The 26,479-nt window shown below is 61.8% G+C and carries 25 protein-coding genes, 1 pseudogene and 1 riboswitch; of the genes and pseudogenes, 15 read left to right on the top strand and 11 right to left on the bottom strand.

Annotation, left to right across the window (positions count from 1 at the left end; translation table 11 throughout):
• Positions 1–65: 65 nt before the first annotated feature.
• Both HWE01_RS06870 and HWE01_RS06865 read left to right on the top strand, forming a co-directional pair.
• On the top strand, positions 66–908 hold the full coding sequence (locus HWE01_RS06870; protein ID WP_034351620.1) for a 2-keto-4-pentenoate hydratase: 843 nt from the start codon (positions 66–68) through the stop codon (positions 906–908).
• Positions 909–927: 19 nt separating this feature from the next.
• Positions 928–1,383: a YaiI/YqxD family protein gene (locus tag HWE01_RS06865; RefSeq protein ID WP_241821407.1), complete on the top strand. Its 456-nt coding sequence runs from the start codon at positions 928–930 to the stop codon at positions 1,381–1,383.
• An 11-nt stretch (positions 1,384–1,394) separates the two neighbouring features.
• Here HWE01_RS06865 and HWE01_RS06860 read toward each other — a convergent pair whose 3' ends face one another.
• Together HWE01_RS06860 and HWE01_RS06855 are read right to left on the bottom strand one after the other, a co-directional pair.
• Positions 1,395–1,859 (bottom strand): DUF2147 domain-containing protein, encoded by a 465-nt coding sequence (locus tag HWE01_RS06860; protein ID WP_008334746.1) that lies wholly within the window; start codon positions 1,857–1,859, stop codon positions 1,395–1,397.
• Between the two features lie 155 nt (positions 1,860–2,014).
• Positions 2,015–4,825: a valine--tRNA ligase gene (locus HWE01_RS06855; protein WP_241821406.1), complete on the bottom strand. Its 2,811-nt coding sequence runs from the start codon at positions 4,823–4,825 to the stop codon at positions 2,015–2,017.
• A 157-nt stretch (positions 4,826–4,982) separates the two neighbouring features.
• Here HWE01_RS06855 and HWE01_RS06850 point away from each other — a divergent pair, with 157 nt between their 5' ends.
• From HWE01_RS06850 to thiE, 7 genes are all read left to right on the top strand, one after another.
• Positions 4,983–5,234 carry a type II toxin-antitoxin system Phd/YefM family antitoxin gene (locus tag HWE01_RS06850; RefSeq protein WP_034351621.1) on the top strand — a complete coding sequence of 84 codons (252 nt, stop codon included), beginning with the start codon at positions 4,983–4,985 and terminating at the stop codon, positions 5,232–5,234.
• A complete protein-coding gene (locus HWE01_RS06845; protein ID WP_034351622.1) occupies positions 5,231–5,644 on the top strand; it encodes a type II toxin-antitoxin system VapC family toxin in 414 nt (137 codons plus the stop codon). The genes HWE01_RS06850 and HWE01_RS06845 overlap by 4 nt, the downstream gene beginning before the upstream one ends.
• Positions 5,645–5,747: 103 nt before the next feature.
• Positions 5,748–5,858: riboswitch (TPP riboswitch) on the top strand.
• 97 nt (positions 5,859–5,955) lie between these two features.
• On the top strand, positions 5,956–7,869 hold the full coding sequence (thiC, locus tag HWE01_RS06840) for a phosphomethylpyrimidine synthase ThiC (RefSeq protein ID WP_241821405.1): 1,914 nt from the start codon (positions 5,956–5,958) through the stop codon (positions 7,867–7,869).
• Positions 7,870–7,874: 5 nt separating this feature from the next.
• The gene (thiS, locus tag HWE01_RS06835; protein WP_008334753.1) at positions 7,875–8,075 is read left to right on the top strand and encodes a sulfur carrier protein ThiS; all 201 of its coding nucleotides are present in this window, start codon (positions 7,875–7,877) and stop codon (positions 8,073–8,075) included.
• Positions 8,076–8,155: 80 nt separating this feature from the next.
• On the top strand, positions 8,156–8,965 hold the full coding sequence (locus tag HWE01_RS06830) for a thiazole synthase (protein WP_241821404.1): 810 nt from the start codon (positions 8,156–8,158) through the stop codon (positions 8,963–8,965).
• Between the two features lie 2 nt (positions 8,966–8,967).
• Positions 8,968–9,834 (top strand): bifunctional hydroxymethylpyrimidine kinase/phosphomethylpyrimidine kinase, encoded by an 867-nt coding sequence (thiD, locus tag HWE01_RS06825; protein WP_241821403.1) that lies wholly within the window; start codon positions 8,968–8,970, stop codon positions 9,832–9,834.
• A 1-nt stretch (position 9,835) separates the two neighbouring features.
• Positions 9,836–10,468: a thiamine phosphate synthase gene (gene thiE, locus HWE01_RS06820; protein WP_241821402.1), complete on the top strand. Its 633-nt coding sequence runs from the start codon at positions 9,836–9,838 to the stop codon at positions 10,466–10,468.
• A gap of 301 nt (positions 10,469–10,769) precedes the next feature.
• On the opposite strand, the gene HWE01_RS06815 is transcribed toward thiE, so the two are convergent.
• From HWE01_RS06815 to aroQ, 6 genes are all read right to left on the bottom strand, one after another.
• Positions 10,770–11,231: a hypothetical protein gene (locus HWE01_RS06815; RefSeq protein ID WP_157174309.1), complete on the bottom strand. Its 462-nt coding sequence runs from the start codon at positions 11,229–11,231 to the stop codon at positions 10,770–10,772.
• Positions 11,232–11,241: 10 nt separating this feature from the next.
• The gene (locus HWE01_RS06810; RefSeq protein WP_241821401.1) at positions 11,242–12,144 is read right to left on the bottom strand and encodes a hypothetical protein; all 903 of its coding nucleotides are present in this window, start codon (positions 12,142–12,144) and stop codon (positions 11,242–11,244) included.
• Positions 12,141–12,386, bottom strand: coding sequence for a hypothetical protein (locus HWE01_RS06805; protein WP_241821400.1), 246 nt, complete (start codon positions 12,384–12,386; stop codon positions 12,141–12,143). Before HWE01_RS06805 ends, HWE01_RS06810 begins: the two co-directional genes overlap by 4 nt.
• Positions 12,387–12,638: 252 nt before the next feature.
• The gene (locus tag HWE01_RS06800; protein WP_008334773.1) at positions 12,639–13,133 is read right to left on the bottom strand and encodes a Dps family protein; all 495 of its coding nucleotides are present in this window, start codon (positions 13,131–13,133) and stop codon (positions 12,639–12,641) included.
• Between the two features lie 235 nt (positions 13,134–13,368).
• Entirely contained in the window at positions 13,369–14,610 is a 1,242-nt protein-coding gene (locus tag HWE01_RS06795; protein WP_034351625.1) for an MFS transporter, read from the bottom strand.
• A 192-nt stretch (positions 14,611–14,802) separates the two neighbouring features.
• Positions 14,803–15,372 carry a gamma subclass chorismate mutase AroQ gene (gene aroQ / locus HWE01_RS06790; RefSeq protein ID WP_034351626.1) on the bottom strand — a complete coding sequence of 190 codons (570 nt, stop codon included), beginning with the start codon at positions 15,370–15,372 and terminating at the stop codon, positions 14,803–14,805.
• 107 nt (positions 15,373–15,479) lie between these two features.
• On the opposite strand from aroQ, the gene HWE01_RS06785 reads away from it, so the two are divergent.
• Positions 15,480–17,759 carry a UvrD-helicase domain-containing protein gene (locus tag HWE01_RS06785; RefSeq protein ID WP_241821399.1) on the top strand — a complete coding sequence of 760 codons (2,280 nt, stop codon included), beginning with the start codon at positions 15,480–15,482 and terminating at the stop codon, positions 17,757–17,759.
• Between the two features lie 81 nt (positions 17,760–17,840).
• Here the strand turns inward: HWE01_RS06785 and HWE01_RS06780 are convergent, their stop codons facing one another.
• From HWE01_RS06780 to HWE01_RS06770, 3 genes are all read right to left on the bottom strand, one after another.
• Positions 17,841–18,950, bottom strand: a complete 1,110-nt coding sequence (locus tag HWE01_RS06780) for a J domain-containing protein (RefSeq protein WP_008334789.1) — start codon at positions 18,948–18,950, stop codon at positions 17,841–17,843.
• Positions 18,951–19,016: 66 nt separating this feature from the next.
• Complete coding sequence (locus HWE01_RS06775) at positions 19,017–19,922, bottom strand: carbohydrate kinase family protein (RefSeq protein ID WP_008334791.1); 906 nt, start codon at positions 19,920–19,922, stop codon at positions 19,017–19,019.
• Positions 19,923–19,973: 51 nt separating this feature from the next.
• Positions 19,974–20,936: a sugar-binding transcriptional regulator gene (locus HWE01_RS06770; protein ID WP_008334792.1), complete on the bottom strand. Its 963-nt coding sequence runs from the start codon at positions 20,934–20,936 to the stop codon at positions 19,974–19,976.
• A gap of 322 nt (positions 20,937–21,258) precedes the next feature.
• Between HWE01_RS06770 and HWE01_RS06765 the strand changes: the two genes are divergently transcribed.
• The 5 genes and pseudogenes from HWE01_RS06765 to HWE01_RS06745 all read left to right on the top strand — a co-directional run bounded on the left by HWE01_RS06765 (position 21,259) and on the right by HWE01_RS06745 (position 26,450).
• On the top strand, positions 21,259–22,614 hold the full coding sequence (locus tag HWE01_RS06765) for an ABC transporter substrate-binding protein (protein WP_008334797.1): 1,356 nt from the start codon (positions 21,259–21,261) through the stop codon (positions 22,612–22,614).
• 153 nt (positions 22,615–22,767) lie between these two features.
• Positions 22,768–23,742: a carbohydrate ABC transporter permease gene (locus tag HWE01_RS06760; RefSeq protein WP_241821398.1), complete on the top strand. Its 975-nt coding sequence runs from the start codon at positions 22,768–22,770 to the stop codon at positions 23,740–23,742.
• Between the two features lie 32 nt (positions 23,743–23,774).
• Positions 23,775–24,554, top strand: a pseudogene (locus HWE01_RS06755) (carbohydrate ABC transporter permease); the annotation flags it as partial.
• A complete protein-coding gene (locus HWE01_RS06750; RefSeq protein ID WP_241821485.1) occupies positions 24,554–25,279 on the top strand; it encodes an HAD family hydrolase in 726 nt (241 codons plus the stop codon). The pseudogene HWE01_RS06755 and the gene HWE01_RS06750, both read left to right, overlap by 1 nt.
• Before the next feature lie 52 nt (positions 25,280–25,331).
• Entirely contained in the window at positions 25,332–26,450 is a 1,119-nt protein-coding gene (locus HWE01_RS06745) for an ABC transporter ATP-binding protein (RefSeq protein WP_008334806.1), read from the top strand.
• Positions 26,451–26,479 lie beyond the last annotated feature (29 nt).

The following is a 26,479-nucleotide window of genomic DNA, read 5'->3' as shown; positions in this document are numbered from 1 at the left end:
TTGTGCAAAAATTAATCGTCATCGACAATGGATAGCTATTCACTATCTTTCGATGTGAGCCCTCCATGCTAATGTCGAGCCAAGCCCTTCGATACGCGCATCAGCTGCTGGATGCCCGCGCCCAGTCCCGGATCATCCCGCGCATTTCCGAGTCCGAACCCTTGTCGGTGGAAGACGCCTACGAAATCGCCCACAACATCCGCAATATCCGTGTCGCCCAGGGCGAGCAGCCCATAGGCCGCAAGATCGGTTTCGTGGTGCGCAAGAACTGGGAGCGCTACGGCATCATCGATGAAGCGCGTATTCCGACCTGGGCGCCGATGTATGACGCCACGGTACGCTTTGCCGAAGACAACCACGGTGCGCAGTCGCTGACCGGTGCGGTGCAGCCGCGCATCGAACCGGAGATCGTCTTCAAGCTCGGCAAGACCCCGGCACCGGGGGCCTCGCTCATCGAGCTGGCCGATTGCCTGGAGTGGATGGCGCATGGTTTCGAGATTGTGGTCTGTCCCTTCCCCAACTGGGAATTCACGGTAGCCGATTCGATTGCCGCCTTCGGCCTGCATGGCACGCTCATCGTGGGCGAGCCGCATGTGCTGTCCTCGGCGACCAGGCACCACCTGCCGCAGATCCTGGCCAGCGCCAGCGTCTCCCTGTCCTGCAACACGGAATCGTCCAGCGTGCTGCGCGCCGCCGGTTTCTGCAATGACGAGATGGATAGTCCCCTGCATGCCCTGTGGCACCTGCACCAGCTGTTGCAGAAGCAGAGCCGCTTCCGCCAGTTGCAGGCCGGCGAGATCATCACGACCGGCACCTGGACCGACGCCTGTCCCATCGAGCCGGGCCAGACCTGGACCACGGCCTTCTCGGGCGTGACCCTGCCGGGCCTCACCGTTTCCTTCGTCTGAACCGGGCGACGCCGCGCTGATGGCCATCTGGGTCGATGCCGACGCCTGTCCGGGCGTCATCAAGGACATGCTGTTCCGGGTGGCCGACCGCACCACGATCATCGTGACGCTGGTGGCCAACCGGCCATTGCGTACGCCTCCTTCGCGCTATATCAAATCCATGGTGGTCCCTGCCGGTTTCGATGTGGCCGACAAGGAAATCGCCCGCCAGGTGGAGCCCGGCGACCTGGTCATCACCGCCGATATCCCGCTGGCCGCCGATGTGGTGGCCAAGGGAGCGCTGGCGCTCAATCCGCGCGGCGAGCTCTATACGGCCCAGAACATCGGCCATCACCTCAGCACCCGCAATTTCATGGAAGAGCTGCGCAGCAGCGGCGTCGAGACCGGCGGCCCGGCCGCCTTCAGCGCCAGCGACGGTCGCGCCTTCGCCCGCGAGCTGGACCGTTACGTGCTCAAAGCTTCACGTCCGGCCTGAGTGCAACGGCCTTACTGCTCCCGCAGCCAGGTCTGGGTGCGGCCCAGTATCGGCATACCGACATAACCGCGCACATTGAGCTTTTGCCCGTCATCGACCACTGACAACTTGCTCTTGTAGACCTTGCCATTGGCCGGATCGATGATCTGGCCGCCGTTGTACTCGTCGCCATCCTTTTTCAGGCCCGACAGGATGGTCATGCCGATGACCGGCTGGTCCTTCAGCTCGCCCTCGCACTTCTGGCAGACCGGGTTCTGGTCTTCATCTGGTGCACGGAAGAGCTTTTCGATCTTGCCGCTCAGTTCACCGTTGCTTTCGCTGATGCGGATGAGCGCTTTGGGCTTGCCGGTGGCGTCATCGATGCTCTTCCACAAGCCCACCGGCGAGCCATCGGCCCAGGCGGCTGCACTGGAAAGCAGGGTGGCGGCCAGCAGCGATAGCGTGGCCAGGCGGGAAGGGGAGGAAATACGGTTCATGCTTGTCTCCTGTTATCAAGTCGAATGCCATAAAAAAGCACGGTTGTTCTAATTTATTCGATCCAGTCTAGACAAGCCCGCCGCGCAAGGCAAGCACAAAAAACAAAAGCCGCCGCCCCGTGAGGGACGACGGCTTCATCAAGAAACAGGCCGGCTTACTTCAGCTTGGCCAGCTGTTCCTTCACCTTTTCCAGCGTAGCGCTGAAGTTGGCGACGCGTTCCTTCTCCTGCGCCACCACCGCCTCTGGCGCACGGGCCACGAAGCTTTCGTTGGACAGCTTGCCGTTGGCCTTGGCGATCTCGCCGGTCAGGCGGGTGACTTCCTTGCCCAGGCGTTCGCGCTCGGCGGCCACGTCGATTTCCACCTTCAGCATCAGCTTGACTTCGCCGACGATGGCCACCGGTGCCGGCGACTCGGGCAGTTGCGCCACTACCGTGGCTTCCGACAGGCGCACCAGGCCTTGCAGATAAGGCAGGAAGGATTCCACTGCCGACGCATCGGCGGCTTCCACGATCAGCGGCACGCGCAGGGAAGGCGCCAGTTGCATCTCGCCGCGCAGGTTGCGGCAGGCATCGGTGTAGGCCTTGAACTGGGCAACCCAGGCTTCGGCATCGGTATCGATCTTCTCCAGGTCGGGATGCGGATAGGCCTGGCGCATGATGGAATCGCCGGCCGGATCAGGCTTGCGATCGGTCAGCGGGGCCACGCTTTGCCACAGCTGTTCGGTGATGAAGGGCAGCACCGGATGGGCCAGGCGCAGCACGCTTTCCAGCACGCGCAGGAGGGTGCGGCGGGTGGCGCGCTGTTGTGCTTCATTGCCGCTCTGGATCTGGGCCTTGGCCATTTCCAGGTACCAGTCGCAGTACTCATCCCAGACGAACTTGTAGATGGCGGTGGCGATGTTGTCGAAGCGGTAGTCGGCAAAGCCCTTTTCAACCTCTGCTTCGGTACGTTGCAGCAGCGATACGATCCAGCGGTCAGCCTTGGAGAATTGCAGCTTCTCCTTGTCGCAGACACCCTTCTCGTGGCCGTCGAAACCGCAGTCCTGGCCTTCGGTATTCATCAGCACGAAGCGGGTGGCGTTCCACAGCTTGTTGCAGAAGTTGCGATAGCCTTCGCAGCGGTTCAGGTCGAAGTTGATGTTGCGGCCCAGGGTCGCCAGCGAGGCGAAGGTGAAGCGCAGCGCATCGGTGCCGAAGGCCGGGATGCCATCGGCAAATTCCTTGCGGGTGGCCTTCTCGATGCTGGCCGCCTGCTTGGGATTCATCAGGCCGACCGTACGCTTGGCCACCAGCTCGTCCACGCCGATGCCATCGATCAGGTCGATCGGGTCCAGTGTGTTGCCCTTGGACTTGGACATCTTCTGGCCCGAGGCATCGCGCACCAGGCCGTGGACGTAGACGGTATCGAAAGGCACCTTGCCGGTGAAGTGCGTGGTCATCATGACCATGCGCGCCACCCAGAAGAAGATGATGTCAAAGCCCGTCACCAGCACCGAGGAGGGCAGGAACAGCTTGTAGTCCGGCGTTTCTTCCGGCCAGCCCAGGGTGGAGAAGGGCACCAGCGCCGAGGAGAACCAGGTGTCGAGCACGTCTTCATCGCGCTTGACGGCCTTGCCGCCGGCTTGCTTCTTCGCTTCTTCTTCGGTGCGGGCAACGTAGATGCCGCCGTCCTCGTCGTACCAGGCCGGGATCTGATGGCCCCACCACAGTTGGCGCGAGATGCACCAGTCCTGGATGTTGTTGAGCCACTGGTTGTAGGTGTTGGTCCAGTTCTCGGGCACGAACTTGATCTCGCCCGAGGAGACTTTTTCCAGCGCCGTTTCGGCAATCGACTTGCCGGGGAAGAAGGTCCCTTCCGGTGCCGGCTTGCTCATGGCCACGAACCATTGGTCGGTCAGCATCGGCTCGATCACTACGCCCGTACGGTCGCCACGCGGCACCATCAGCTTGTGCGGCTTGACCAGTTCCAAGAGGCCCAGCGCGTCGAGGTCGGCCACGATCTGCTTGCGCGCCTCGAAGCGGTCCAGGCCCTGGTACTTCTCGGGCGAATTCTCGTTGATGGTGGCCTTCAGGGTGAAGACGCTGATCATTTCCAGGTTGTGGCGTGCGCCGACCTGGTAGTCGTTGAAGTCGTGCGCCGGGGTGATCTTCACGCAGCCGGTGCCGAATTCCTTGTCGACGTATTCATCCTTGATGATGGGGATCTCGCGGCCCACCAGCGGCAGCTTGATCATCTTGCCCACCAGCGCGGCGTAGCGTTCGTCAGTCGGGTCCACCGCCACGGCGACGTCGCCCAGCATGGTTTCCGGACGGGTGGTAGCCACCACGATATGGCCGCTGCCATCGGCCAGCGGGTACTTGATGTGCCACATGGAGCCGTCTTCTTCCTCCGACACCACTTCCAGGTCGGAGACGGCGGTGCCCAGCACCGGGTCCCAGTTCACCAGGCGTTTGCCACGGTAGATCAGGCCTTGCTCGTAGAGGCGCACGAAGACTTCGGTGACGGCCTTGGACATCTTCGGGTCCATCGTGAAGTATTCACGGGCCCAGTCGGTGGAGGCGCCCATGCGGCGCATCTGGCCGGTGATGGTGGAGCCGGATTTTTCCTTCCACTCCCACACCTTCTCGACGAATTTTTCACGGCCCAGGTCGTGGCGCGAGACCTTCTGCGCATCCAGCTGGCGTTCCACCACGATCTGGGTGGCGATGCCGGCGTGGTCGGTACCGGGGATCCAGGCGGTGTTGTAGCCGCGCATGCGGTGGTAGCGCGTCAGGCCATCCATGATGGTCTGGTTGAACGCGTGACCCATGTGCAGGGTGCCGGTCACATTGGGCGGCGGCAGCTGGATGGAAAACGAGGGCTTCTCCGCGTCGGTGGTGGCGGCGAAGTAACCGCGCTTTTCCCATTCCTCGCGCCAGAATTTCTCAATCTCGGCGGGCTCGAACGACTTGGCTAATTCCATGATTTGACGTGTGTTTTTGCGAAACCCAACATTATAAGGGACGGATAGTACAAAGCCCCAAAACGTCGCCGCGAGCCGGCGAAGAATTCCGGTACCAGCGGTGTTTGCAAACGAATGCTGCTATGATCTGACCTGTCTGGTCAGATTGGAGGTATTCATGCGTACATGGCAAATACAAGAAGCCAAGGCTCAGTTTTCGGAACTGGTGCGGGATACGGAGCGCTCGGGTCCGCAGGAAATCACCTGGCACGGTCGCTCAGTAGCGGTGGTCATGTCGAAAGCCGACTATGAGCGGCTCAGCGGCGCAAATTTGACCTTGGTGGAATTTATGCGGCGTTCGCCGCTTTACGATGCAGATGATGTTGAATTCGAGCGTGATACCAGCCTGACGAGGGAGGTTGACCTTTGAGTTATCTGCTCGACACCAATGTCCTGTCGGAACTGCGTCGCCGTGAGCCCAATCCCCGGGTCGTGGAATGGTTTGCGCGCAGACCTCCGGCAACCTTGTACCTGAGCGTCCTCACCATGGGCGAAATACGAAAAGGTGCCGATAACAAGCCGCCGGGCCCTGCAAAGTTGCGCTTGATGGACTGGCTGGAAACTGAGTTGCCCGCCTATTTTGCCGGAAGGATCTTGCCGATTGATGTTGTCGTGGCAGACCGATGGGGGCGCATTCAGGCGGAAGCGGGGCGTCCGGTTGCAGCGGTTGACAGCCTGTTGGCGGCCACTGCACTCGTACACGGACTGACCATGGTGACCCGCAATCGCAAAGATTTTCAGTTCCCGGGTCTGCAAGTGATCGATCCTTGGGCTGAGTGAAAATGCTGCGCTGCACACCCAGCCCATCTGAAATGAAACCTTGTTCCTCACGCCGATTGGAGTAGAATCCGGCCCACGACAAGGATTGCGCAAGCAGCCCGCGTCGCATCGCTAGGGGTCCTGGCACCGGAGCACATGCTCTGGCAGCCGGGTGAGAAATACCCTTGAACCTGATCTGGATAATGCCAGCGAAGGGAAGCAACCGGCAGCATGACGCACCCACGGCCCTGTATCACCTCCACGCCGTCCGTCCTCTTCCGCAACCTCCTTTGCTGGCTCCGAGCCAAGAGTCATCAAGCAAAGGAGCCGAAATGAATGCCAACCCGAAATTCCTGTCCGCGACGGCTACCGTCGACGAGGCAGCCGTCCAGCCTCTCCCGAATTCCCGCAAGATCTACGTGACCGGCTCGCGCCCGGATATCCGTGTGCCCATGCGCGAGATCAGCCAGGCTGACACGCCCGCCATGTTCGGTTCGGAAAAGAATCCGCCGATCTATGTCTACGACACCTCCGGCCCCTACACCGACCCGGACGTGAAGATCGACATCCGCGCCGGCCTGTCCACCCCGCGCCTGCCGTGGATCCTGGAGCGCAACGATACCGAAGAATTGCCCGGCCCGACTTCCGAATACGGTCAGCAGCGCCTGAACGACCCGGCCCTGGCCGAGCTGCGCTTCAACCTGCACCGCAAGCCGCGCCGCGCCAAATCCGGCGCCAACGTCACCCAGATGCACTATGCCCGCCGCGGCATCATCACCCCCGAGATGGAATTCATCGCCATCCGCGAAAACCTGCGCCGCAAGGAGTATCTGGAACAGCTCAAAGCCTCCGGCCCCATGGGCAACAAGCTGGCCGACCTGATGGGCCGCCAGCATCCGGGCCAATCCTTCGGTGCATCGATTCCCGCCGAGATCACCCCGGAATTCGTGCGCGACGAAGTCGCACGCGGCCGCGCCATCATCCCCGCCAACATCAACCACCCGGAAGTCGAACCGATGATCATCGGCCGCAATTTCCTGGTGAAGATCAACGCCAACATCGGCAACTCGGCCGTCACCTCCTCCATCGGCGAGGAAGTGGAAAAAATGACCTGGGCCATCCGCTGGGGCGGCGACAACGTCATGGACCTCTCCACCGGCAAGAACATCCACGAGACCCGTGAATGGATCATCCGCAATTCGCCGGTGCCCATTGGCACCGTGCCGATCTACCAGGCCCTGGAAAAGGTCAACGGCAAGGCCGAAGACCTGACCTGGGAAATCTTCCGCGACACCTTGATCGAGCAAGCCGAGCAGGGCGTGGACTACTTCACCATCCACGCCGGCGTGCGCCTGCAATACGTGCCGCTGACGGCCAAGCGCATGACCGGCATCGTCTCGCGCGGCGGTTCCATCATGGCCAAGTGGTGCCTGGCGCATCACCGCGAATCCTTCCTCTACGAACACTTCGAAGAGATCTGCGAAATCGTGAAAGCCTATGACGTCAGCTTCAGCCTGGGTGATGGCCTGCGTCCCGGCTCGATCTACGACGCCAACGACGAAGCCCAGCTGGGCGAGCTGCGCACCCTGGGCGAACTGACCCAGATCGCCTGGAAGCACGACGTGCAGGTGATGATCGAAGGCCCCGGCCACGTGCCCATGCACCTCATCAAGGAGAACATGGATCTGCAGCTGGAGCAGTGCCACGAAGCGCCGTTCTACACCCTCGGCCCCCTGACCACCGACATCGCGCCCGGCTACGATCACATCACCTCCGGCATCGGCGCCGCGCAGATCGGCTGGTATGGCACGGCCATGCTGTGCTACGTCACCCCCAAGGAACACCTGGGCCTGCCCAACAAGACCGACGTGAAGGACGGCATCATCACCTACAAGATCGCCGCCCACGCCGCTGATCTGGCCAAGGGCCATCCGGGTGCGCAGATCCGCGACAACGCGCTGTCCAAGGCGCGCTTCGAGTTCCGCTGGGAAGATCAGTTCAACATCGGCCTGGACCCCGACAAGGCGCGCGAATTCCACGACGAAACCCTGCCCAAGGATTCGGCCAAGGTGGCGCACTTCTGCTCCATGTGCGGCCCGCATTTCTGCTCCATGAAAATCACCCAGGAAGTGCGTGATTACGCCGCCAAGGAAGGCATCTCCGAGATCGATGCCCTGAAGCAGGGCATGCAGGTGAAATCGGTCGAGTTCGTCAAGATGGGCGCCGAGATCTATTCGAAGCAGTAAGCGCCATGCAGATCGAACTGAACGGCAAGCCGCACCCGCTGCCTGACGGCGCCACGCTGGACCAGCTCATTGCCGGCCTCTCCCTGGCCGGCAAGGCGGTGGCGGTGGCGGTGAACCGCCAGGTGGTGCCCAGCGCGCAATGGCCTGAGCGCGCGCTGGCCGAGGCCGACAAGGTAGACGTAGTGCGCGCCATCGGGGGCGGATGAACGATTGTTCCGCGGCGGCGCGCGAGTGCCGTCAGCAGCCGCCTCCCGTGGCACGCAGCTCCCACAGACAAGGAATCGACATGAACATGAATGACGCCCCCCACCTCACCGAGGACAAGGGCCTGACCATCGCCGGCAAGACCTATCGCTCGCGCCTTTTGGTCGGCAGCGGCAAGTACAAGGACCTCGACGAAACCCGCGCGGCGACTGTCGCCAGCGGTGCCGAGATCATCACGGTGGCGATCCGCCGCGTCAACATCGGCCAGGATCCGAATGCGCCCAGCCTGCTGGACGCGGTGCCGCCTTCCGAATTCACCATCCTGCCCAACACCGCCGGCTGCTACAACGCCACCGATGCGGTCTACACCCTGCAACTGGCGCGCGAACTGCTGGGCGGCCACAAGCTGGTCAAGCTGGAAGTGCTGGGCGACGAGAAGACGCTTTTCCCCAACATGCCCGAAACGCTGAAGGCTGCCGAGACCCTGGTCAAGGATGGCTTCGACGTGATGGTCTATTGCAGCGACGATCCGATCCAGGCGCGCATGCTGGAAGACCTGGGCGTGGCCGCCGTCATGCCGCTGGCCTCGCTGATCGGTTCGGGCATGGGCATTTTGAATCCCTGGAATCTCTCGCTCATCATCGAGCAGGCGCGTGTGCCGGTGCTGGTTGATGCCGGTGTCGGTACGGCGTCCGATGCGGCCATCGCCATGGAGCTGGGCTGTGACGGCGTGTTGATGAACACCGCCATTGCCGGTGCGCGCGATCCCATCCGCATGGCGCGTGCGATGAAACTGGCGGTGGAAGCGGGCCGCGAGGCCTTCCTCTCCGGACGCATCCCGCGCAAGTTTTCCGCCTCGCCGTCCTCGCCGATGGCCGGGCGCGTGGCGTGAGCATGCAGGCAGCTTATCGCTCCACGCCACCCTGCGTGCTGGTCTTCTCCGGCTCCGACCCCAGCGGCGGGGCCGGCATGCAGGCCGATATCCCGGCCATCACGGCACTGGGTGCGCATCCCTTGTCGGTGCCGACCGCATTGACGGTGCAGGACAACGTCAGCGTCTTTGCAGTGCATGCGCTCGATCCGGCGCTGGTGCGGCATCAGGCGCAGGTGTTGATCGATCGCTTCGCCATCGCGGCGGTCAAGCTCGGCATCGCCGGTAGCCGTGAAAATGCCGAAGTAATCGCCGACCTGATTCGCCAACTGCGCGTACACGATCCGCACTTGCCGGTGGTGCTTGATCCGGTACTGGCCAACGGCAAGGGAGACCAGCTCTCGCGCGATGATGCCGCACGCGTGATCGAGCCGCTTTACGAACTGGCCACCGTGATTACCCCCAACCTCAACGAGGCGCGGCGTCTCTGTGGCGACGATGAACCGGCGCGGCAGGCGGCCTTGCTGATGGAGCGGGGCTGTGCGCACGTGCTGCTCAAGGGCGGGCATGGCCCGCAGGAGCAGGATGTGATCAATCGCTGGTACGGACAATTGTTCCGTTCCGAATTTGCGCAAGAGGCCATTGAAAGCGCGCGCTGGCGCTGGACGCGGCTGCCTGATGAATTCCACGGCAGCGGCTGTACGCTGGCCGCCGCCCTGTCGGCCTGCCTGGCGCGTGGCCTGCCCATGCGCGATGCCATCGATCTGGCGCAGCAGTACACGCAGCAGGCGCTGTCGACGTCCTATGCGATTGCTGACGGGCAGCGCATCCCCAATCGCGTGCCTGCCTTTGGACCTATTATTGACGCCGCCGTTGCGGCAGGAGCCTGACATGAAACCCGAGTATGCAAAGCATCTGCGTGGGCTGTACATCGTCACGCCTGATTGGGTCGATCTGTCCCAATTGATGGCCGCTACTGAACTGGCGCTGCAGAATGGTGCCGCGCTGGTGCAGTACCGTCACAAGACCGCGTGCGTCGAGCAGCGACGTGCACAAGCCTCGGCTCTGCTGGCTCTGTGCCGACAGTACGATGTGCCGCTCATCATCAATGATCATGTGGACCTGTGCCTCGAGATCGATGCCGATGGCATTCACGTCGGTGGCACCGATGCCTCCATTGCCGAGGTGCGCAAGGCCGTGGGACCCGACCGCATCGTTGGGGCCTCGTGTTACGGTACGCTGGAGCTGGCCCATGCTGCGTATCGCGATGGTGCCAGTTATGTCGCCTTCGGCGGCTTCTATCCGTCGCGCGTCAAGAAATACGATTTCCGCACCGCGCCGGAGATCATTGCGCAATCCAAGCGCGAGATCCCCTTGCCGGTGGTGGTGATCGGCGGCATCACGCTGGAGAACGCGCCGCCGCTGGTGGCGCAGGGGGCTGACATGGTGGCCGTCATCAGCAGTGTTTATCTGGTGCCGGTGGAGGAGCGCAAGACGCGGCAGTTGGCGGATCTGTATCGTTGATGAACGCAACCGAGGACGCCTTATATCTGATGAATCCCGTCCAGCGTGGTTTTCTGCCGCAATGCTCATGCAGAAAATGGTTTCAATTCGGGAGGTCTTGCATCACTTGGCGGATTCTAGAACCCATTTCATAAATAGGCGTGAGATGCGTTCTGGACAGAACCCGGAGGGAGCGGCCCGTTTGGGCGAATTGCTGCGTTACGAATTTGGGTCAAGACGCCCAGTCTTGACCCAAATTCGCGCCTTGCACTTCATCCCAAACGGGACTCGCCCGCACTCACGCCTATTTATGAAATGGGTTCTAGAAATTCACAAAATCGAAGGGCTTTAATTTTTGAAGCAGATCGTCCCAACGACCTCGGGTGAACACGGTGACTGCACGTTGGTAGATATCATCGTCATGAAATCCCGTTAGCGTGATACCGAGATTGAGCAAAACGATAAACCCGACGCTTTCGTATGGATTGCCATCGAGATTGACCAACTTTCTAAATATTTCCTTTGGTGGATCAGTGAAGATCCTGCTGCCGTCAAACTCCAATTCAAGTATGTTCCGGCTAAATCCAACTTCGACAAGCGCGTCCTTGTTCAAATCGTAAGTCGTCAGTAATCCATTGTCTCGCCGGTACTCTGTGGTCTCGCCAGAGAAGCCTTTTTCTTTCGCGATAGGCGTACCGATCAACTTTTCAATCATTACGCGGTTCATGCCGAAGCGAAGATCACCTACGCCTGAATATGGCTGAATTTCAAATTGGCTATTCATAGTCCTTGCACTATTTTAGTAATCCGTGTTTTTCGAGGCACTTAAAATATTCGAGCATCTCAAGCATGGCTTCATTGTATTTTCGCGGGCTATCAATACCTCTTGATATCCGGCGTACATCCCTTATTTCGATGGCCATGGCTTTTCTCCATTCGCCTTTGTTGAGCAGATCTTTAATCATCTCACGATACAATTCTCCTTGAAGTCCCTTGTTGCCGTTACTCTTTGTCTTGCCGTGATCTGTGGGAGCCATTTGAATCGCGGGGCCATCCCTCGGATCTAAGGGGCTCACCTCTCTAACAGGCATATGATGCGAATCTTTTCCGTCGTTAACAGGCTTGCTCGTCTGGCTGTGTGCTCCTCCTCGATAAGGCCCTTTGCCACTGCCCCGTCGTAAATGATCGCAAGGCCCTTTCTCCTTTTTCTTGATAGTTGTATCTTTGCCGCCCCTCTTGCTGCCACCGCCTGTCTGAGTCGCTTTGCCGGGATTAGCGTCCTTCGCGGCCTTGGCGCGTTCTACGGCTTCTCTTGCAGACCTCACGGCTTTGCTAGTTTCTTCAGCGTCGCGCGCGCCCTTGGCGACTCTCGTCGCACTGACCGCACGCTTGGCCACCTTGCCTGCCGTCGTGACTACCTTGCCACCCGGGATCATGCTCGCCGCAGCAATCCCCGCTTCAACGTAGTCGCCCTCGGCGGTATAGATGGCTGCATCAATCGCCCCCGTGATGACCGACAACCCCGGAACGAAACTGGCCACGCCCAGCACACCGTGCACCCAGGGACTGGACTTCTGCCAAAACGTTTTCTCGGCCGCAGTCTCTGCCTTGATGGCCGCGTTGGCACCGCCACCGTGCGGCTCGATGTGCGTGAACGACCTGTCAGCCTGTTCGAGGATGACACCTTTGGTCGTCATGACACTGCACTCCGCGTCATGTCGACCGGGCGGCAGGGCAAGTCTTCGAGTTCAAACCAGATGTGATCGGCCAAGCGCTCGAGTACCAGCGTAAAGTCGCGTGACAACCGTTCGCCGTCGTCAAGCCGGTTTACTAACGGTTCATTTTGGGAGAGGGGGTGAAACGGGGAAACCCGCCGCAGAATGCGGGTGTAGAGATAGTCTCGAAGCAGCTGTTCCAGACCCGGGGGCGCTTTGGGCATGCGAAGATCCTGTGCTCATCAAGTATCCCTCCCTGATGCAACACTGGCCCGCATTCTAATGTTTCCTTGCGGAAATCCGCAACCCCCGGATGATGACTTCGGCAATGAAGCGCTGAAGACGCGACTGACTCACACCGTGCCTGCCGAGGCTATCGCTCGATAAAAAAACAGCCCCGGCCGAGTGAACGACCGGGGCTGCAGGATACAGCGTGCGAGCGCTTTACATGCCTCGCAAAAGAACCAACTCTTGCGTCAGCCTTCCAGCAGGCTGCGCAGCATCCACGCATTCTTTTCATGCAGCTGCATGCGCTGGGTCAGCAGGTCGGCGGTCGGTTCATCAGCGGCCGCATCGACGGTCGGGAAGATCGAACGCGCGGTGCGGGTCACGGCTTCCTGGCCGGCCACCAGCTGGGCGATCATTTCCTGGGCATTGGGCACGCCTTCGGCTTCGGGGATCGAAGACAGCTTGGCGAATTCCTTGTACGAACCCGGTGCCGGATAACCCAGCGCGCGGATGCGTTCAGCGATCAGGTCCACTGCCAGTGCCAGTTCGTTGTACTGGCCTTCGAACATCAGATGCAGGGTGTTGAACATCGGACCGGTCACGTTCCAGTGGAAGTTGTGGGTCTTCAGGTACAGCGTGTAGGTGTCGGCCAGCAGCTTGGACAGGCCGTCAGCAATCTTCTTGCGGTCCTTGTCGTTGATGCCGATGTTGATCGAGGGGGCTGCCACATTCTTCTTTGCCATCATTCGCTCCTTAGCTGTTCGGTTTTTCGTAAGCGGGTACATAACACTGCGCACTCCGCGATTCTATTGCAAATCGCAGACGGACAAACTGCGACCACGCAACTATTGATGAGACAGTGGGGCCGACGTTCCCTATTTCAATCGATTTTAGAGATAAATGCACGCCTATAAATCAATCGGGCCGATAGATCAAAACCTATCAGCCCGAGGTGCACTGCCTGCAATCGCAATCAGATCAAGTCTTCGCGCCCTGCTGCGCACTGCGATACAAGGACAGCGACAAGGCCACGCCACCAATGGCTGCGATGGCGGCAAACAGGAACACCTGCGCATACCCCAGCTGTCCTGCGATGGCCCCGGCCAGCGGGCCGGTCACGCCCAATGCCAGATCGAGGAATACCGAATATGCCGCCAGTGCCGCGCCACGATTGGCCGGCGACACCAGGCTGACCGCTTCCACCCCCAGCGACGGGAACACCAGCGCAAAGCCGAAGCCGGCCAGGCCCGCGCCCAGCAGCGCCAGTGCCGGCGTGGTGGCGCTCCACAGCAGCAACAGTCCGACGGACTCGGTCAGGAAGCACACCACGGCCACGCGATATCCACCAAAGCGCGTAATGACATTGGCAAACAGCAGGCGCGCACCGACGAAGGCGGAGGAGAAGGCGGTCAGCGCAAAGGCCGCCCCGCTCCAGTGCTGGTCGGCGTAATAGAGGGTGATGAAGGTGGCGATCGAACCGAAGCCGATGGTGCCGAAGGCCAGGCCCATGCCATACGCAAACACCTTGCGCAGCACCAGTTTGAAGGACAGCTGTTCACCCGGGACCACCGGCGTGACCGGACCACCGCGCGCCAGCAGATAGCCCAGCACGGTGAGCAGCATGCCCGTCAGGCCGATCACGGCAAAGCCCAGCGAGCGATCCAGCACCACGCCCAGCGGGGCGCCGATGGCCAGCGCGGCATAGGTGGCAATGCCGTTCCAGGAGATCATCTTGGCGGTGTTCTCCGCACCCACGCGCCCCACGCCCCACATGATGGCGCCGGTGCCGACCAGACTCTCGCCCAGGCCCAGGAAAGCGCGGCTGGCAAACAGCAGTACCAGCGACAGGAAGGGCAGCGGCTGCGCCAGGGCCGACAGCAGCAGCAAGCCGCCGCTGGCCGAGCACAGCAGCATGCCGCGCATGACGGTGTGCTTGGCGCCCATGGTATCGATCATGCGACCGGCATTGGCGCGGCTCACGAAGGTGGCGAAGTACTGCACGCTGATGCCCAGCCCGGCGATCACCGAGCTATAGCCCAGGTCCAGGTGGATGTAGCCCGGCAGCACCGCCATCGGGATACCGATGGCCAGATAAACCAGGAAGGTGAAGAAGGCGGTAGAAATGATCTGCCGCGTGACCCTGGCCGGCGTCAGCGGACGCGGCGCGGCGGCAGGCACGGACGTGCCGGTGGAACTGGGACTACAGGAATCGTCGGACATGGCGGGAAAATCGGAACGTGAATCCGGAACAACAAGCCGGAAGAGAAGGCCGCGCGCGCCGGTGTGCGCGTGAACAGCAACCCGAATTCTACTCCCGCCCTAAAAATGCTGCAGGACAGCAAAAGATTTTTTCCTGTCAATTCAGCAACTTAGTCGTTTTTGTGCGACGGCATGTTGCCGCCCGGGCGCATCTCAATGCTGGCAGCGCAGCGCTTCGGTGGCCCGCGCGCGCACGGCCGGCGCATAGTCGGCGCCGAGGATTTCCGGTTCCAGCTCGGCCAGATCGCGCTGCACGGCCGGTTCGCACCAGTGGCCGTTCAGGCGTGCCAGGGCCGCCAGCAGGTCAGGCGTGAGGCGATCCAGGACCGGGCGCACCTGCAGCGCCAGGTCAGGCGGATTGGTGAAGGGCGGGCGTTGCTCCACGCGCCACTGGCGATGCAGGTCGCGCTGCACGATCTTGCCGGCCTCGAACTGGTCCTGGAAGAAGCGCCGCGTCCAGGCGGCATCCAGGCCCAGTTTCTGCGCGCGGGCAGCGACGTCGTCGAGAATCACCGCTTCGCGCACCGGGTCGTCGATGGGGGCGTGCGAGTTCCACTTGCTGCGGGCCACGGGCGTGGCCACATCCAGGCGGGTCTTCTGCAGTGTCAGCAGTTGTTCGACATCGCTGCGCGATGCCGGTGGGGGCGTCGTGGCGCAGGCGGTGAGCAGCAGGGCGGCCAACAGGGGGAGGGCGTAGAGGGGGCGGGAAGACAGACGGCGCATGAGCGGGAGCGTGGTGAGTTGAAAACGGCTGTGGATAAATCAACTGGCCGCAGTATAGCGCTGCGCCTGCCCGCCCGGTCATGGCACGCGCCCTTTATAATCGCGGGATGCAAAATCTTCTCCACAACCTCAATGACGAGCAGCTCGCCGCCGTGACGCTGCCCGCGCAATCGGCGCTGATCCTGGCCGGTGCCGGTTCCGGCAAGACCCGGGTGCTGACCACCCGCATCGCCTGGCTGATCCAGACCGGGCAGGTCTCGCCCTCGGGCATCTTGGCGGTGACCTTCACCAACAAGGCCGCCAAGGAAATGACCGCGCGCCTGTCGGGCATGCTGCCCATCAATACGCGCGGCATGTGGATCGGCACATTCCATGGACTCTGCAATCGTCTGCTGCGCGCGCATCACAAGGATGCCGGACTGCCGCAGACCTTCCAGATCCTCGATACGCAGGACCAGCTCTCGGCCATCAAGCGTTTGTTGAAGCAGATGAACGTGGACGACGAGAAGTATCCGCCGCGCAACCTGATGTACTTCATCAACAGCGCCAAGGACCAGGGCCTGCGCGCCAAGGATGTGGATGCCTACGACGACTACAACCGCAAGTTCGTCGAACTCTACGAGCTCTACGACCAGCAATGTCAGCGCGAAGGTGTGGTCGATTTTGCCGAGCTGCTCTTGCGCACCTATGAATTGCTCTCGCGCAACCAGCCCTTGCGCGAGCACTACCAGGGCCGCTTCCGTCACATCCTGGTCGACGAGTTCCAGGACACCAACGACCTGCAATACAAGTGGTTGAAACTCATGGCCGGCCAGCACGGTGCGGTCTTCGCGGTGGGCGACGATGATCAGAGCATCTACGCTTTCCGTGGGGCGAACGTTGGCAACATGTCGGCCTTCGAACAGGAATTCCATGTGGAAAACCTGATCAAGCTGGAGCAGAACTATCGCTCGCACGGCCACATCCTGGATACCGCCAACGAACTGATCGCCAACAACAGCAAGCGTCTGGGCAAGAACCTGCGCACCGATGCCGGTCACGGCGAGCAGGTGCGCGTCTATGAAGCCACCAGCGACCTGCAGGAAGCGCAGTGGATCATCGAACAGGTCAAGGATCTGATCGCCGAAGGCTGGGCGCGTAGCGAGATCGCCATCCTCTATCGTTCCAATGCGCAGTCGCGCGTGCTGGAACATGCGCTCTTCAGCTCGGCCATTCCCTATCGCGTCTATGGCGGCCAGCGCTTCTTCGAGCGCGCCGAAATCAAGCACGCGATTGCCTACCTGCAGCTGATGGACAACCTGCACAATGACTCGGCCTTCCTGCGCGTGGTCAACTTTCCCACGCGCGGCATCGGTGCCAAGGCCATGGAGTCCTTGCAGGATGCGGCGCGCCAGTATGGCTGCTCGCTCTATGCCGCCGTGCCTTATGTGGCGGGCAAGGCGGGCTCATCGCTGAACGCCTTCATCAAGCTGATCGAAGGCGCGCGATTCGAAACCCAGCATCTGCCCCTGCCCGAAATGGTCAAGGTGGTGCTGGACCTGTCCGGCCTGATGACCCACTACCGCAACGAAAAGGAAGGCGCAGACCGCATCGAGAACCTGGAGCAATTGGTCAGTGCTGCTACGCTCTTCGTCTCGGAAGAAGGCTATGGCCTGGACGCCCCGGCCTTCCTCGGCCCGCAGGCGCAACCCGCGGCCGGCACGGCCATCACCACCGCGGATGGTGTGGAAGTGCTCGATGCCGATGCCCCGCTGGTGACCATCATGTCGCCGCTGTCGGCCTTCCTCTCGCATGCCTCGCTGGAGGCCGGCGACAACCAGGCCCAGGCCGGCCAGGATGCCTTGCAGCTGATGACGGTGCACTCGGCCAAGGGACTGGAATTCGACGCGGTCTTCATCACCGGCATGGAAGAAGGATTGTTCCCGCACGAGAACAGTGCCAAGGAAGAGGGCGGCGTGGAAGAAGAGCGCCGCCTGATGTACGTGGCCATCACGCGGGCGAGGAAGCGCCTCTTCATGACCTTCTCGCAGACCCGTATGCTGCACGGCCAGACACGCTACAACATGCGCTCACGCTTCTTCGATGAAATGCCGGAGCAGTCGATCAAGTGGCTCTCGCCCAAGATCGCCCAGCATCACTGGTTCGCCAATCCCAAGTCGGCCTGGGATGAAGTGCCGGAGGCGGGCAACAACAAGATTGCCCAGAGCTTCTCGCGCCAGACCGATTCCGGCTGGCGCATCGGACAGAACGTGTCGCATGCCAAGTTTGGCGAGGGCGTCATCGTCAACATCGAGGGTGGTGGTGGCGCGGCGCGGGCGCAGATCAACTTCGGCAAGTTCGGCATGAAACTGCTGGATCTGTCGGTGGCCAAGCTGGAGAAAATCTGAGGGTCCACTGTCGCTGTTGAGGTGGTGTTGAACAGGAAAACGCCCCGTTGTGTTGAAATGGACAACGGGGAGAACACCCCCTCAAAACTCCCCCATTCCCCTTAGTCTCTGTTGCTTCAGCCAGACCTTGATCTGCTGGACATCCTCGAAATCCGCCAACATCGAGCGCAGCGCCTTGCCGTCTTCGCGCATCCAGGTCATTTCCTTGTTCAGATCGCGCACGACGCTCTTGGGTGACACGCGCGCAAACGGCGGCAGTCCATAGGTCTGCCTGAAATGCTGCTCGACGTGGAAAATTTCCTGATCCAGCTCGGCCAGCTGTTCCTTGAGAATCTGGTTGTAATGCTTCAATCGTTCCGCACTGATGTCGTTCAATGCAGCCTGGTCGATATGTTCCAGTTCCAGCTGGAGCTCAAGCAGTCTGAGCAGATCGTTCTTTTCATACGCCTGGTTGACCTGCTGCATCAGCAAGGTCTTGCGTTCACGCTCGGTGGCGTCAGGTTCGCGGTCGGGATGCAGGGCGCTGGCCAGCTTGCGGTAGACAGCGCGGATGGATTGGCTCAGTTCGGTACGCTCAGTCTCGCGTTTGACTTCCGCCGCGCGCTGGCGGGGCGACTTCTTCCGGCTGGCGCGACGCTCCTCGCGTGCTTGCTCCGCTGCCAACTGCTCCCGCTCCCGCTCCTCGAGCAGGGCTTCCATGCGCTGCATGATCTCTTCCGGCGTTGCACTGCCCAGGTCGTCACCCAGATCAATGTCCAGCATGTCTTCGATTACCTCCCTGACCTCGTTGAGATCCGCGTCGGCCTCCAGATCATAGTCGGACGCACTGTGCTGGTTGTAGATGAGCTTGAGTTCCGGGTCATCATTCTTCACAAGCAGGCGATGCGCCATGTCGGCTATCAGTTCCGAGAGCATGCCCCGCTCACCCTTGGTCAAGCCCTTCTGCGGCCATGCTTCATGCAGACGCCGGACCAGCCTGCCATTGAGCTCCTGCAACTCCCGGTCCAGCGGCAGGAATTGAGCAAGATACTTTTTCTGGAAGTCCGCCGTGGCACTCTCCCATTCCTGCAGACCAGCGCGCCGCTTGCCGATCTGCTTGATCAGGTCATTGAACTTCTTCTGGGCTTGCGAGAGGGGCGCATCCTGGCTTGCATCGGCAATGCTGACGCTGCGCAGAGGGGGTTTATTCATGGAAGTCAGGGGGGAGCAATTCAGAAGCAGGGATTCTAACCGTATAGGGGGAACGCAAATAATCGGTCAGCCGTGACCGATCATGGCTTGTACTTCGTCCCACGTGGCGGCATATGCGCCCGCCTTCGAGGCCGCAATGGCCGCGCCGGCCGCCGCACATTGCAGATGGACCTGGGCGGGGGCCTCCGGCTGGCGCAACTGGCTGGCAATCCAGCCGCCCATGGAGGCGTCGCCGCAGCCCACGGTGTCGATTACCTCGACACGATAGGCCGGCTGGTCGATGACCTGCTCGCCCTTGATCCACTGCATGCCCCTGGCGCCCAGGGTGTACAGAATCTCCGCCTGCGGGGCCAGGGATTGCAGGGTGGCCAGTGCATTGGTGTCACCGGGGAAGAGGCGCTCCAGGTCTTCGTCGGAAACCTTCACGTAGTGCGACAGCGACAGCAATTGCTGGAACAGGATGCGATACGACGGGCTGTCCATCAGCTTGCGCCAGTTCGGATCGAAGGCGATCTTCTTGTTGCGCAGCGCCGCTTCCTGGGCGATCTGCAACAGCCGCGAGGCCAATGGTTCGCGGGTCAGGCTGATGCAGCCGAAGTGCAGTACGCGCGCCTCGTCCAGCCATCCGGCCGGCAGGCGCTGCGGGTCGAAATGCAGGTCGGCGCTGTCGTCGCCGATGAAGAAGTAATCGGGCGGCGTGGTCGAGGTCACCATGGCCAGCAAGGGAGCCTTGGCGTGCTGCTGGGTGAAGCGCATGTCCAGTCCGGCCGCTTGCGTCAAGGCATACAGCTCGGCCCCGAAGACATCGGTGCTGACACTGCCGGCATAGCCGGTGGCCACGCCCAGGCGGGCGGCGGCGCGCGCCACGTTCCAGCAGGCACCGCCAGGAATGGCGCGCCACTGGCCGTCAGGCTGGCGGATGAAATCGGTCAGGGCTTCGCCGAAGACGACGAATGCGGCGCTCTGGGTCATGCTGGTCTCCGTGGGCTTGTCGTTGTGTAAGGTAGTCAATGCGTAGCTGGCTCAATCCTGCAATGCGTGGCGCGCGCAGGTCTCGTCGGTGACGAGACCCGTGAGCCAGCCGCCGCGCAAGGCCGCACGCACGGCGTCGGCTTTCTTGCTGCCGCCGGACAGCGCGATCACGGGCCGTTGCGGGGCCTGCGCCAGCGGCGGTGTGGTCACCCGTGCGGCCAGCGAGGAGCTCAGCATGGCGCCGTCTCTATCGAAGGCGTGGCAGATCATCTCGCCCACCGCGCCCTGGCGCTGCAGGTCGGCCACTTCCTCGTCGTCGATGAAACCGTCTTCGTGCATCGCGCCCTGCAGGGCGATGGTGCCGATGCCAAGGAAGGTCACGTCGGCGCGTTCGGCCAGGCCGGTCACGATCTTGTAGGCGCGGTGGTTGCACCACTGCTGACGGTCGCGTTCGCTCTCGGCTACGCGCGGCGCGGGCAGCAGGTAGAAACGCGCGCCCAGTTTTTCTGCCGCTTGCAGGGCGACGTCGTAGCGATTGGCCGACCCGTCGGAGGCAAAGGCGCCGATCATCGAGACGATCTGGTGCTGCGGGCGCTCCAGTTCCGACAGGCGCTCGATGGCCGCCTTGAGCGTGCGCCCCGAGCCGACATTGACCACCAGTGGCGCCTGCGAACTGAGATATTGCTCCATCACCTCGGCCCCGGCCACGGCCAGCATCTGCTGCACTTCCTGCGATTCGTTGGGATTGTCCGCACCGCCCGCCCCCGGCACTACCCGGCAGACTTCCAGCCCGTAGCGCTCTTGCAGGCCCTGCGCCAGCTCCAGGCAGGAGGAGACCGGATGCGTGATCTGCACCCTCACCAGGTTGGCATCGGCCGCATAGGCCACCATGCGCTGCGCCATCTGGCGCGAGATACCGAGCCGCTCGGCAATTTCGTTCTGGGTGTTGCCGGCCACGTAGTACATCCACGCGGCGCGCGCCGCCAGGTCCAGTTTGGATGCGCTGCTAGACATGTTCTCCTCGCCAGCCGCCCCGCCATGACCATGCAGGCGGGCGCGGACTGTCTCTGTGATGTTGATCGGGGTGAATTCCCTGCTGGGTCGCCATTTTACGGCCAGTTGACCACGCCATTATTGCGAAGCTTGGGCAAATGCTCAATCGAAAAGCAAATGCTTGACACGAATTCGAGAATCGATGAATATTTGCCCATAAAAATAATATTTGCTCAAAACTCGTTCGCAAAAATCGCCTTTCCCTGCATGCGTGCATGGGCCTGACCGGCCGCTGCCACCCAGGAAGAACGTGCAGGAGGGCCCATAACATTCGGAGACCAGCATGTCCAAACTCGTGCGCCCTCGTGCGTCCGGCTTCACCCGCGTTCGCTTCACCCTGGCCGCTGCGGCCATCTCGACTCTGTTTGCTGCCGGGCTGGCGCAGGCCGAGCCGGTGACGCTGAACATCGCGTCCATCAACAACCCCGACATGATCGAGCTGCAGAAGCTGGCACCGGCCTTCGAGAAGGCCCATCCCGACATCAAGCTGCGCTGGGTCACGATGGAAGAGAGCGTGCTGCGCCAGCGTTTGACCACTGACATCGCCACCAACAGCGGTCAGTTCGACCTGATGACCATCGGTGCATATGAAGCGCCGATCTGGGCCAAGAAAGGCTGGCTGGCGCCGATGACCGGCCTGCCGGCGGACTACGATGAAGCCGACCTGATCAAGCCGGTGCGCGAAGGACTGACGGTCGATGGCAAGCTCTACGCGCTGCCGTTCTACGCCGAAAGCTCGATGACCTATTACCGCAAGGATCTGTTCGAGCAAAAGAAGCTGACCATGCCGCAGCGTCCGACCTGGGACGAGATCGCCAAGCTGGCCGCGCAACTGCATGATCCGGCCAAGGGGGTCTATGGCATCTGCCTGCGCGGCCGCGCCGGCTGGGGTGAGAACATGGCCATCATCACCACCATGGCCAATGCCTGGGGTGGTCGCTGGTTCGATGAGAAGTGGCAGCCGCAGCTGTCTTCGCCGGAGTGGAAGAAGTCGGTCAATTTCTATGTCGACCTGATGCGCAAGTACGGTCCGCCGGGCGCCAGCTCCAATGGTTTCAATGAAAACCTGGTGCTGTTCTCCAGCGGCAAGTGCGGCATGTGGGTCGATGCCACGGTGGCCGCCGGCATGCTCTATCACGGCAAGGATTCCAAGGTCTCCGACAAGACCGCCTTTGCGCCGGCGCCGATGCAGGTGACCGACAAGGGTTCGCACTGGTTATGGATCTGGTCGCTGGCCGTACCGAAGTCCTCCAAATCGCAGGACGCGGCCAGGAAGTTTGCCGCATGGGCCACCTCCAGGGAATACATCAACCTGGTGGCCAAGGATTCCGGTTGGGCCCTGGTACCGCCGGGTACGCGCAACTCGACCTATGCCTCGGCCGAGTACAAGAAGGTCTCGCCCTTCTCCGACTTCGTGCTCGATGCGATCCAGACGGCGGATGCCAACAAGCCGACCTTGAAGCCGGTGCCCTATACCGGTGTACAGTTCGCCACCATCCCCGAGTTCCAGTCGATCGGAACCGTCACCGGCCAGGCCATTGCCGGTGCGCTGGCCGGCAAGACCAGTGCCGACGCCGCACTGGATGCAGCCCAGGCTCAGGCCGTGCGGATGATGCGCCAGGGGCGCTACCTCAAGTAAGGCGTCGCGCAGGTCCTTCCGATGGCATGCAGCGTGCTGCATGCCCCGCGCGCGGTGTGAGCGGCATGCCTCTATGCCGACCGGCACCGCGCCGTTCCCCCCGGCTGCCCGCTGCTTGCGAGCGGGCAGCCGGATTGAAATGCCGAGGCCGTCATGTCCACGATCCACTCCACCCAGGTGTCGTCCACCTCACCGATGATGCAGAGTTCTTCCCAGCCTGCTGCCCGCAGGCAGCAGACCAGTCCGCCGCGCAAGGAGCGCTTCAATCCCATCCGCCTGATGCAGATGCCCTCGGTGCTGATCCTGCTGGCCTGGATGATCGTGCCCCTGGCGATGACCATCTATTTCTCGGTCAATCGCTACAACCTCCTGGCACCTGACCAGACCGGTTTCGTCGGCCTGGAGAATTACGTCTTCCTGTTGCAGGACCCGGCCTTCTGGCCCTCCATTGGCAATACCGCCCTGCTGATCGGTTCGGTGCTGGCCATCAGCGTGATCGGCGGCACCTTGCTGGCGGTGCTGTTCGACCAGCCTTTCCGCGGACGCGGCATTGCGCGCCTGCTGGTCATCGGCCCCTTCTTCGTGATGCCCACGGTGGCCGCGCTGATCTGGAAGAACATGATCATGCACCCGGTCTACGGCATCCTGGCTTACGTGATGCGCCATCTGGGGCTGGAACCCATCGACTGGCTGGCCGAATTTCCCATGCTGTCGGTCATCATCATCGTGGCCTGGCAGTGGATTCCGTTTGCCTTCCTGATCCTGCTGACGGCCTTGCAGTCGCTCGATACCGACCAGAAGGAAGCCGCCCAACTGGATGGCGCGGGACCGGTGCGCATCTTCTTCTACATCGTGCTGCCGCACTTGAAGCGCGCCATCACCGTGGTGATCATGATCGAGACCATCTTCCTGCTGTCGATCTTCGCTGAAATCTTCACCACCACCGCAGGCGGCCCCGGTACGGCCACCACCAACCTGACCTTCCTGGTCTATTCGATCGGCCTGCAGCAGTTCGATATCGGTATCGCCTCGGCCGGCGGCATCTTCGCGGTGGTACTGGCCAATATCGTCTCGTTCTTCCTGGTGCGCATGCTGGCCAGGAACCTCAAGGGAGTCAACGAAAAATGAGCGATCCAAAGAAAAGCCCCCTGTGGGTAACGCTGCTGGGCTGGACCTGCGCCATCGTGCTGTTCTTCCCCATCTTCTGGGTGGCGGTGACGGCCTTCAAGACCGAATCTCAGGCCTATACACCCTCGCTGATCTTCCTGCCAACGCTGGACACCTTCCGCGAAGTCTTCAGTCGCAGCCACTACCTGGGCTATGTGCAGAATTCGCTGATCGTCTCGCTGGGCTCGACCCTGCTGTCGCTGCTGCTGGCGGTACCGGCTGCTTACTCGATGGCCTTTTTCCCGACCGGTCGCACGCAGAAGCTGCTGCTGTGGATGCTCTCCACCAAGATGATGCCGGCGGTGGGGGTGCTGATCCCGATCTACCTGCTGGCCAAGAATACCGGCCTGCTCGATACGGTGACCGGCCTGACCATCATCTACACGCTCATCAACCTGCCCATCGCGGTGTGGATGGCCTTCACCTACTTCAATGACGTGCCCAAGGAAATTCTCGAGGCAGCCCGCATCGATGGTGCCAACGCCTGGCAGGAAATGATTTACCTGCTCCTGCCGACGGCCATGCCGGGGCTGGCCTCCACGGCCCTGCTGCTGGTCATCCTGTCGTGGAATGAAGCCTTCTGGAGCCTCAACCTGACCAGCATCGATGCGGCGCCGTTGACGGTCTTCATTGCCTCCTATTCCAATCCGGAAGGATTGTTCTGGGCCAAGCTGTCGGCGGCGTCGCTGCTGGCCATTGCTCCCATCATGGCGCTGGGCTGGCTGGCACAGAAGCAGTTGGTACGCGGCCTGACCTTCGGCGCGGTGAAATGATGATGGTCCGTCAGGCGATCACCCATCTAATCTGTGACTGCGACGGCGTATTGCTCGACAGCGAGAGCATCGCGCTGCGCGTGCTGCATCGTGAATTGCTGCCGCTGCTGCCGGCCTGCAGCGGGGCTGACGACGCGCAGCACGAGGCACAGCGCAGTGCCGCCCTGCATAGCGCCATTGCTCATCGTCTGGGCATGTACACCGACATCCTGCTGGGCGAAGTCGATATGGAATTCGAGCTGGGTCTGGATGCGATCCGCACCGAGCGCATCCATCAGAGCGTGGCGCTGGCCTGCGGCGAAGAAGCGCAGCCGGTGCCGGGCGTGGTCGAGGCCTTGCAGGCGATCCGCCTGCCGCGCGCGGTGGCCAGCAACAGCGACGCACCACGCATCGAGGCGGGCCTGCGTCGCTGCGGTTTGTATCCGCAGTTTGCCGGACGAATCTACAGCGGTCACGATGTGGCCCATCCCAAGCCTGCGCCGGATGTGTATCTCGCCGCTGCCGCCGGATTCGGCGTCGAACCGGCGCGTTGCGTGGCGGTCGATGACAGCGTCACTGGCGTGCGAGCGGCGGTGGCCGCCGGCATGCACGTACTGGGCTTCACCGGTGTGGCGCATGACCGCAAGGCGATGGCGCGCAAACTGAAGGAGGCCGGTGCGCATCAGGTCTTCGAGGACATGAAACAGTTTCCGCAACTGGTGAGTGAATTGATCTGGCTGCGCTGAACAAGCAACAAGCAGCGCGCAGTCCCCCCTACAAGAGAACGAGGAGAATCCCATGGCAGCCGTGAGCATCAGAAATCTGGCCAAGCGCTACGACGACAACGAAGTCATGCGCGACATCAATCTGGATATCGAGGATGGCGAATTCGTCGTCTTCGTCGGTCCCTCGGGCTGCGGCAAGTCGACCTTGCTGCGCATGATCGCAGGACTCGAAGAGATCAGCGATGGCGACCTCGACATCGGCACCCGCCGCATGAACGACGTACCCGCCTCCAAGCGCGGCGTGGCCATGGTGTTCCAGTCCTATGCGCTGTATCCGCACATGAGCCTGTACGACAATATGGCTTTCGGCCTCAAGATCGCCGGCAAGTCCAAGGCCGAGATCGATGCCGCCGTCCAGCATGCGGCGAAGATCCTGCACATCGATCACCTGCTGGACCGCAAGCCCCGTGCGCTCTCCGGCGGCCAACGCCAGCGCGTGGCCATCGGTCGTGCCATCACGCGCCAGCCAAGCGTGTTCCTGTTCGATGAACCGCTGTCGAACCTGGATGCAGCCCTGCGCGTGAAGATGCGCCTGGAATTCGCCAAGCTGCATGATGAACTCAAGACCACCATGATCTACGTCACCCACGACCAGATCGAAGCCATGACCCTGGCCGACAAGATCGTGGTGCTCTCCGAGGGCCGCATCGAACAGGTAGGCTCGCCCCAGCAGCTCTATCACCATCCGGCCAATCGCTTCGTGGCCGGTTTCATCGGTTCGCCCAAGATGAACTTCATCGATGGCAGCGTGGCCGCCATCCAGGCCGAGGGTGTACAGGTGCAGTTGCCCGGTGGCGGCCTGCAATGGGCAGCCGTCGACGGCAGCACGCTGCAGGCGGGCCAGAAGGTCACGCTGGGCGTGCGTCCGGAACATCTCAACATCGCCGAAGGCCAGGCCGCGCTGCAGGCACGCTGCACGGCGCTGGAGCTGCTGGGCGATTTCTCTTACCTCTATGCGGCCTATGAGGGCAGCGAAGATGCGTTGATCCTGCGGGTTCCCGACAGTCTCGATCCGCCGCATGGCAGCCTCTTGCACCTGGCCGCTGATCCGGCGCGCTGTCACCTGTTCGGTGCCGACGGTCAGGCCTTGCCGCGCCTGGCATCGAGCGGGGCGGCGCAGCGCCAGCATTGACCTCTCCGTACATTCACTTCATCGACAAG

The sequence above is a fragment of the Herbaspirillum sp. C7C8 genome (assembly GCF_022627875.1).
Taxonomy (GTDB): domain Bacteria; phylum Pseudomonadota; class Gammaproteobacteria; order Burkholderiales; family Burkholderiaceae_D; genus Herbaspirillum.
Note: the sequence above shows the minus strand (reverse complement) of the source record. Positions and strands in the feature narration are given on the sequence as shown.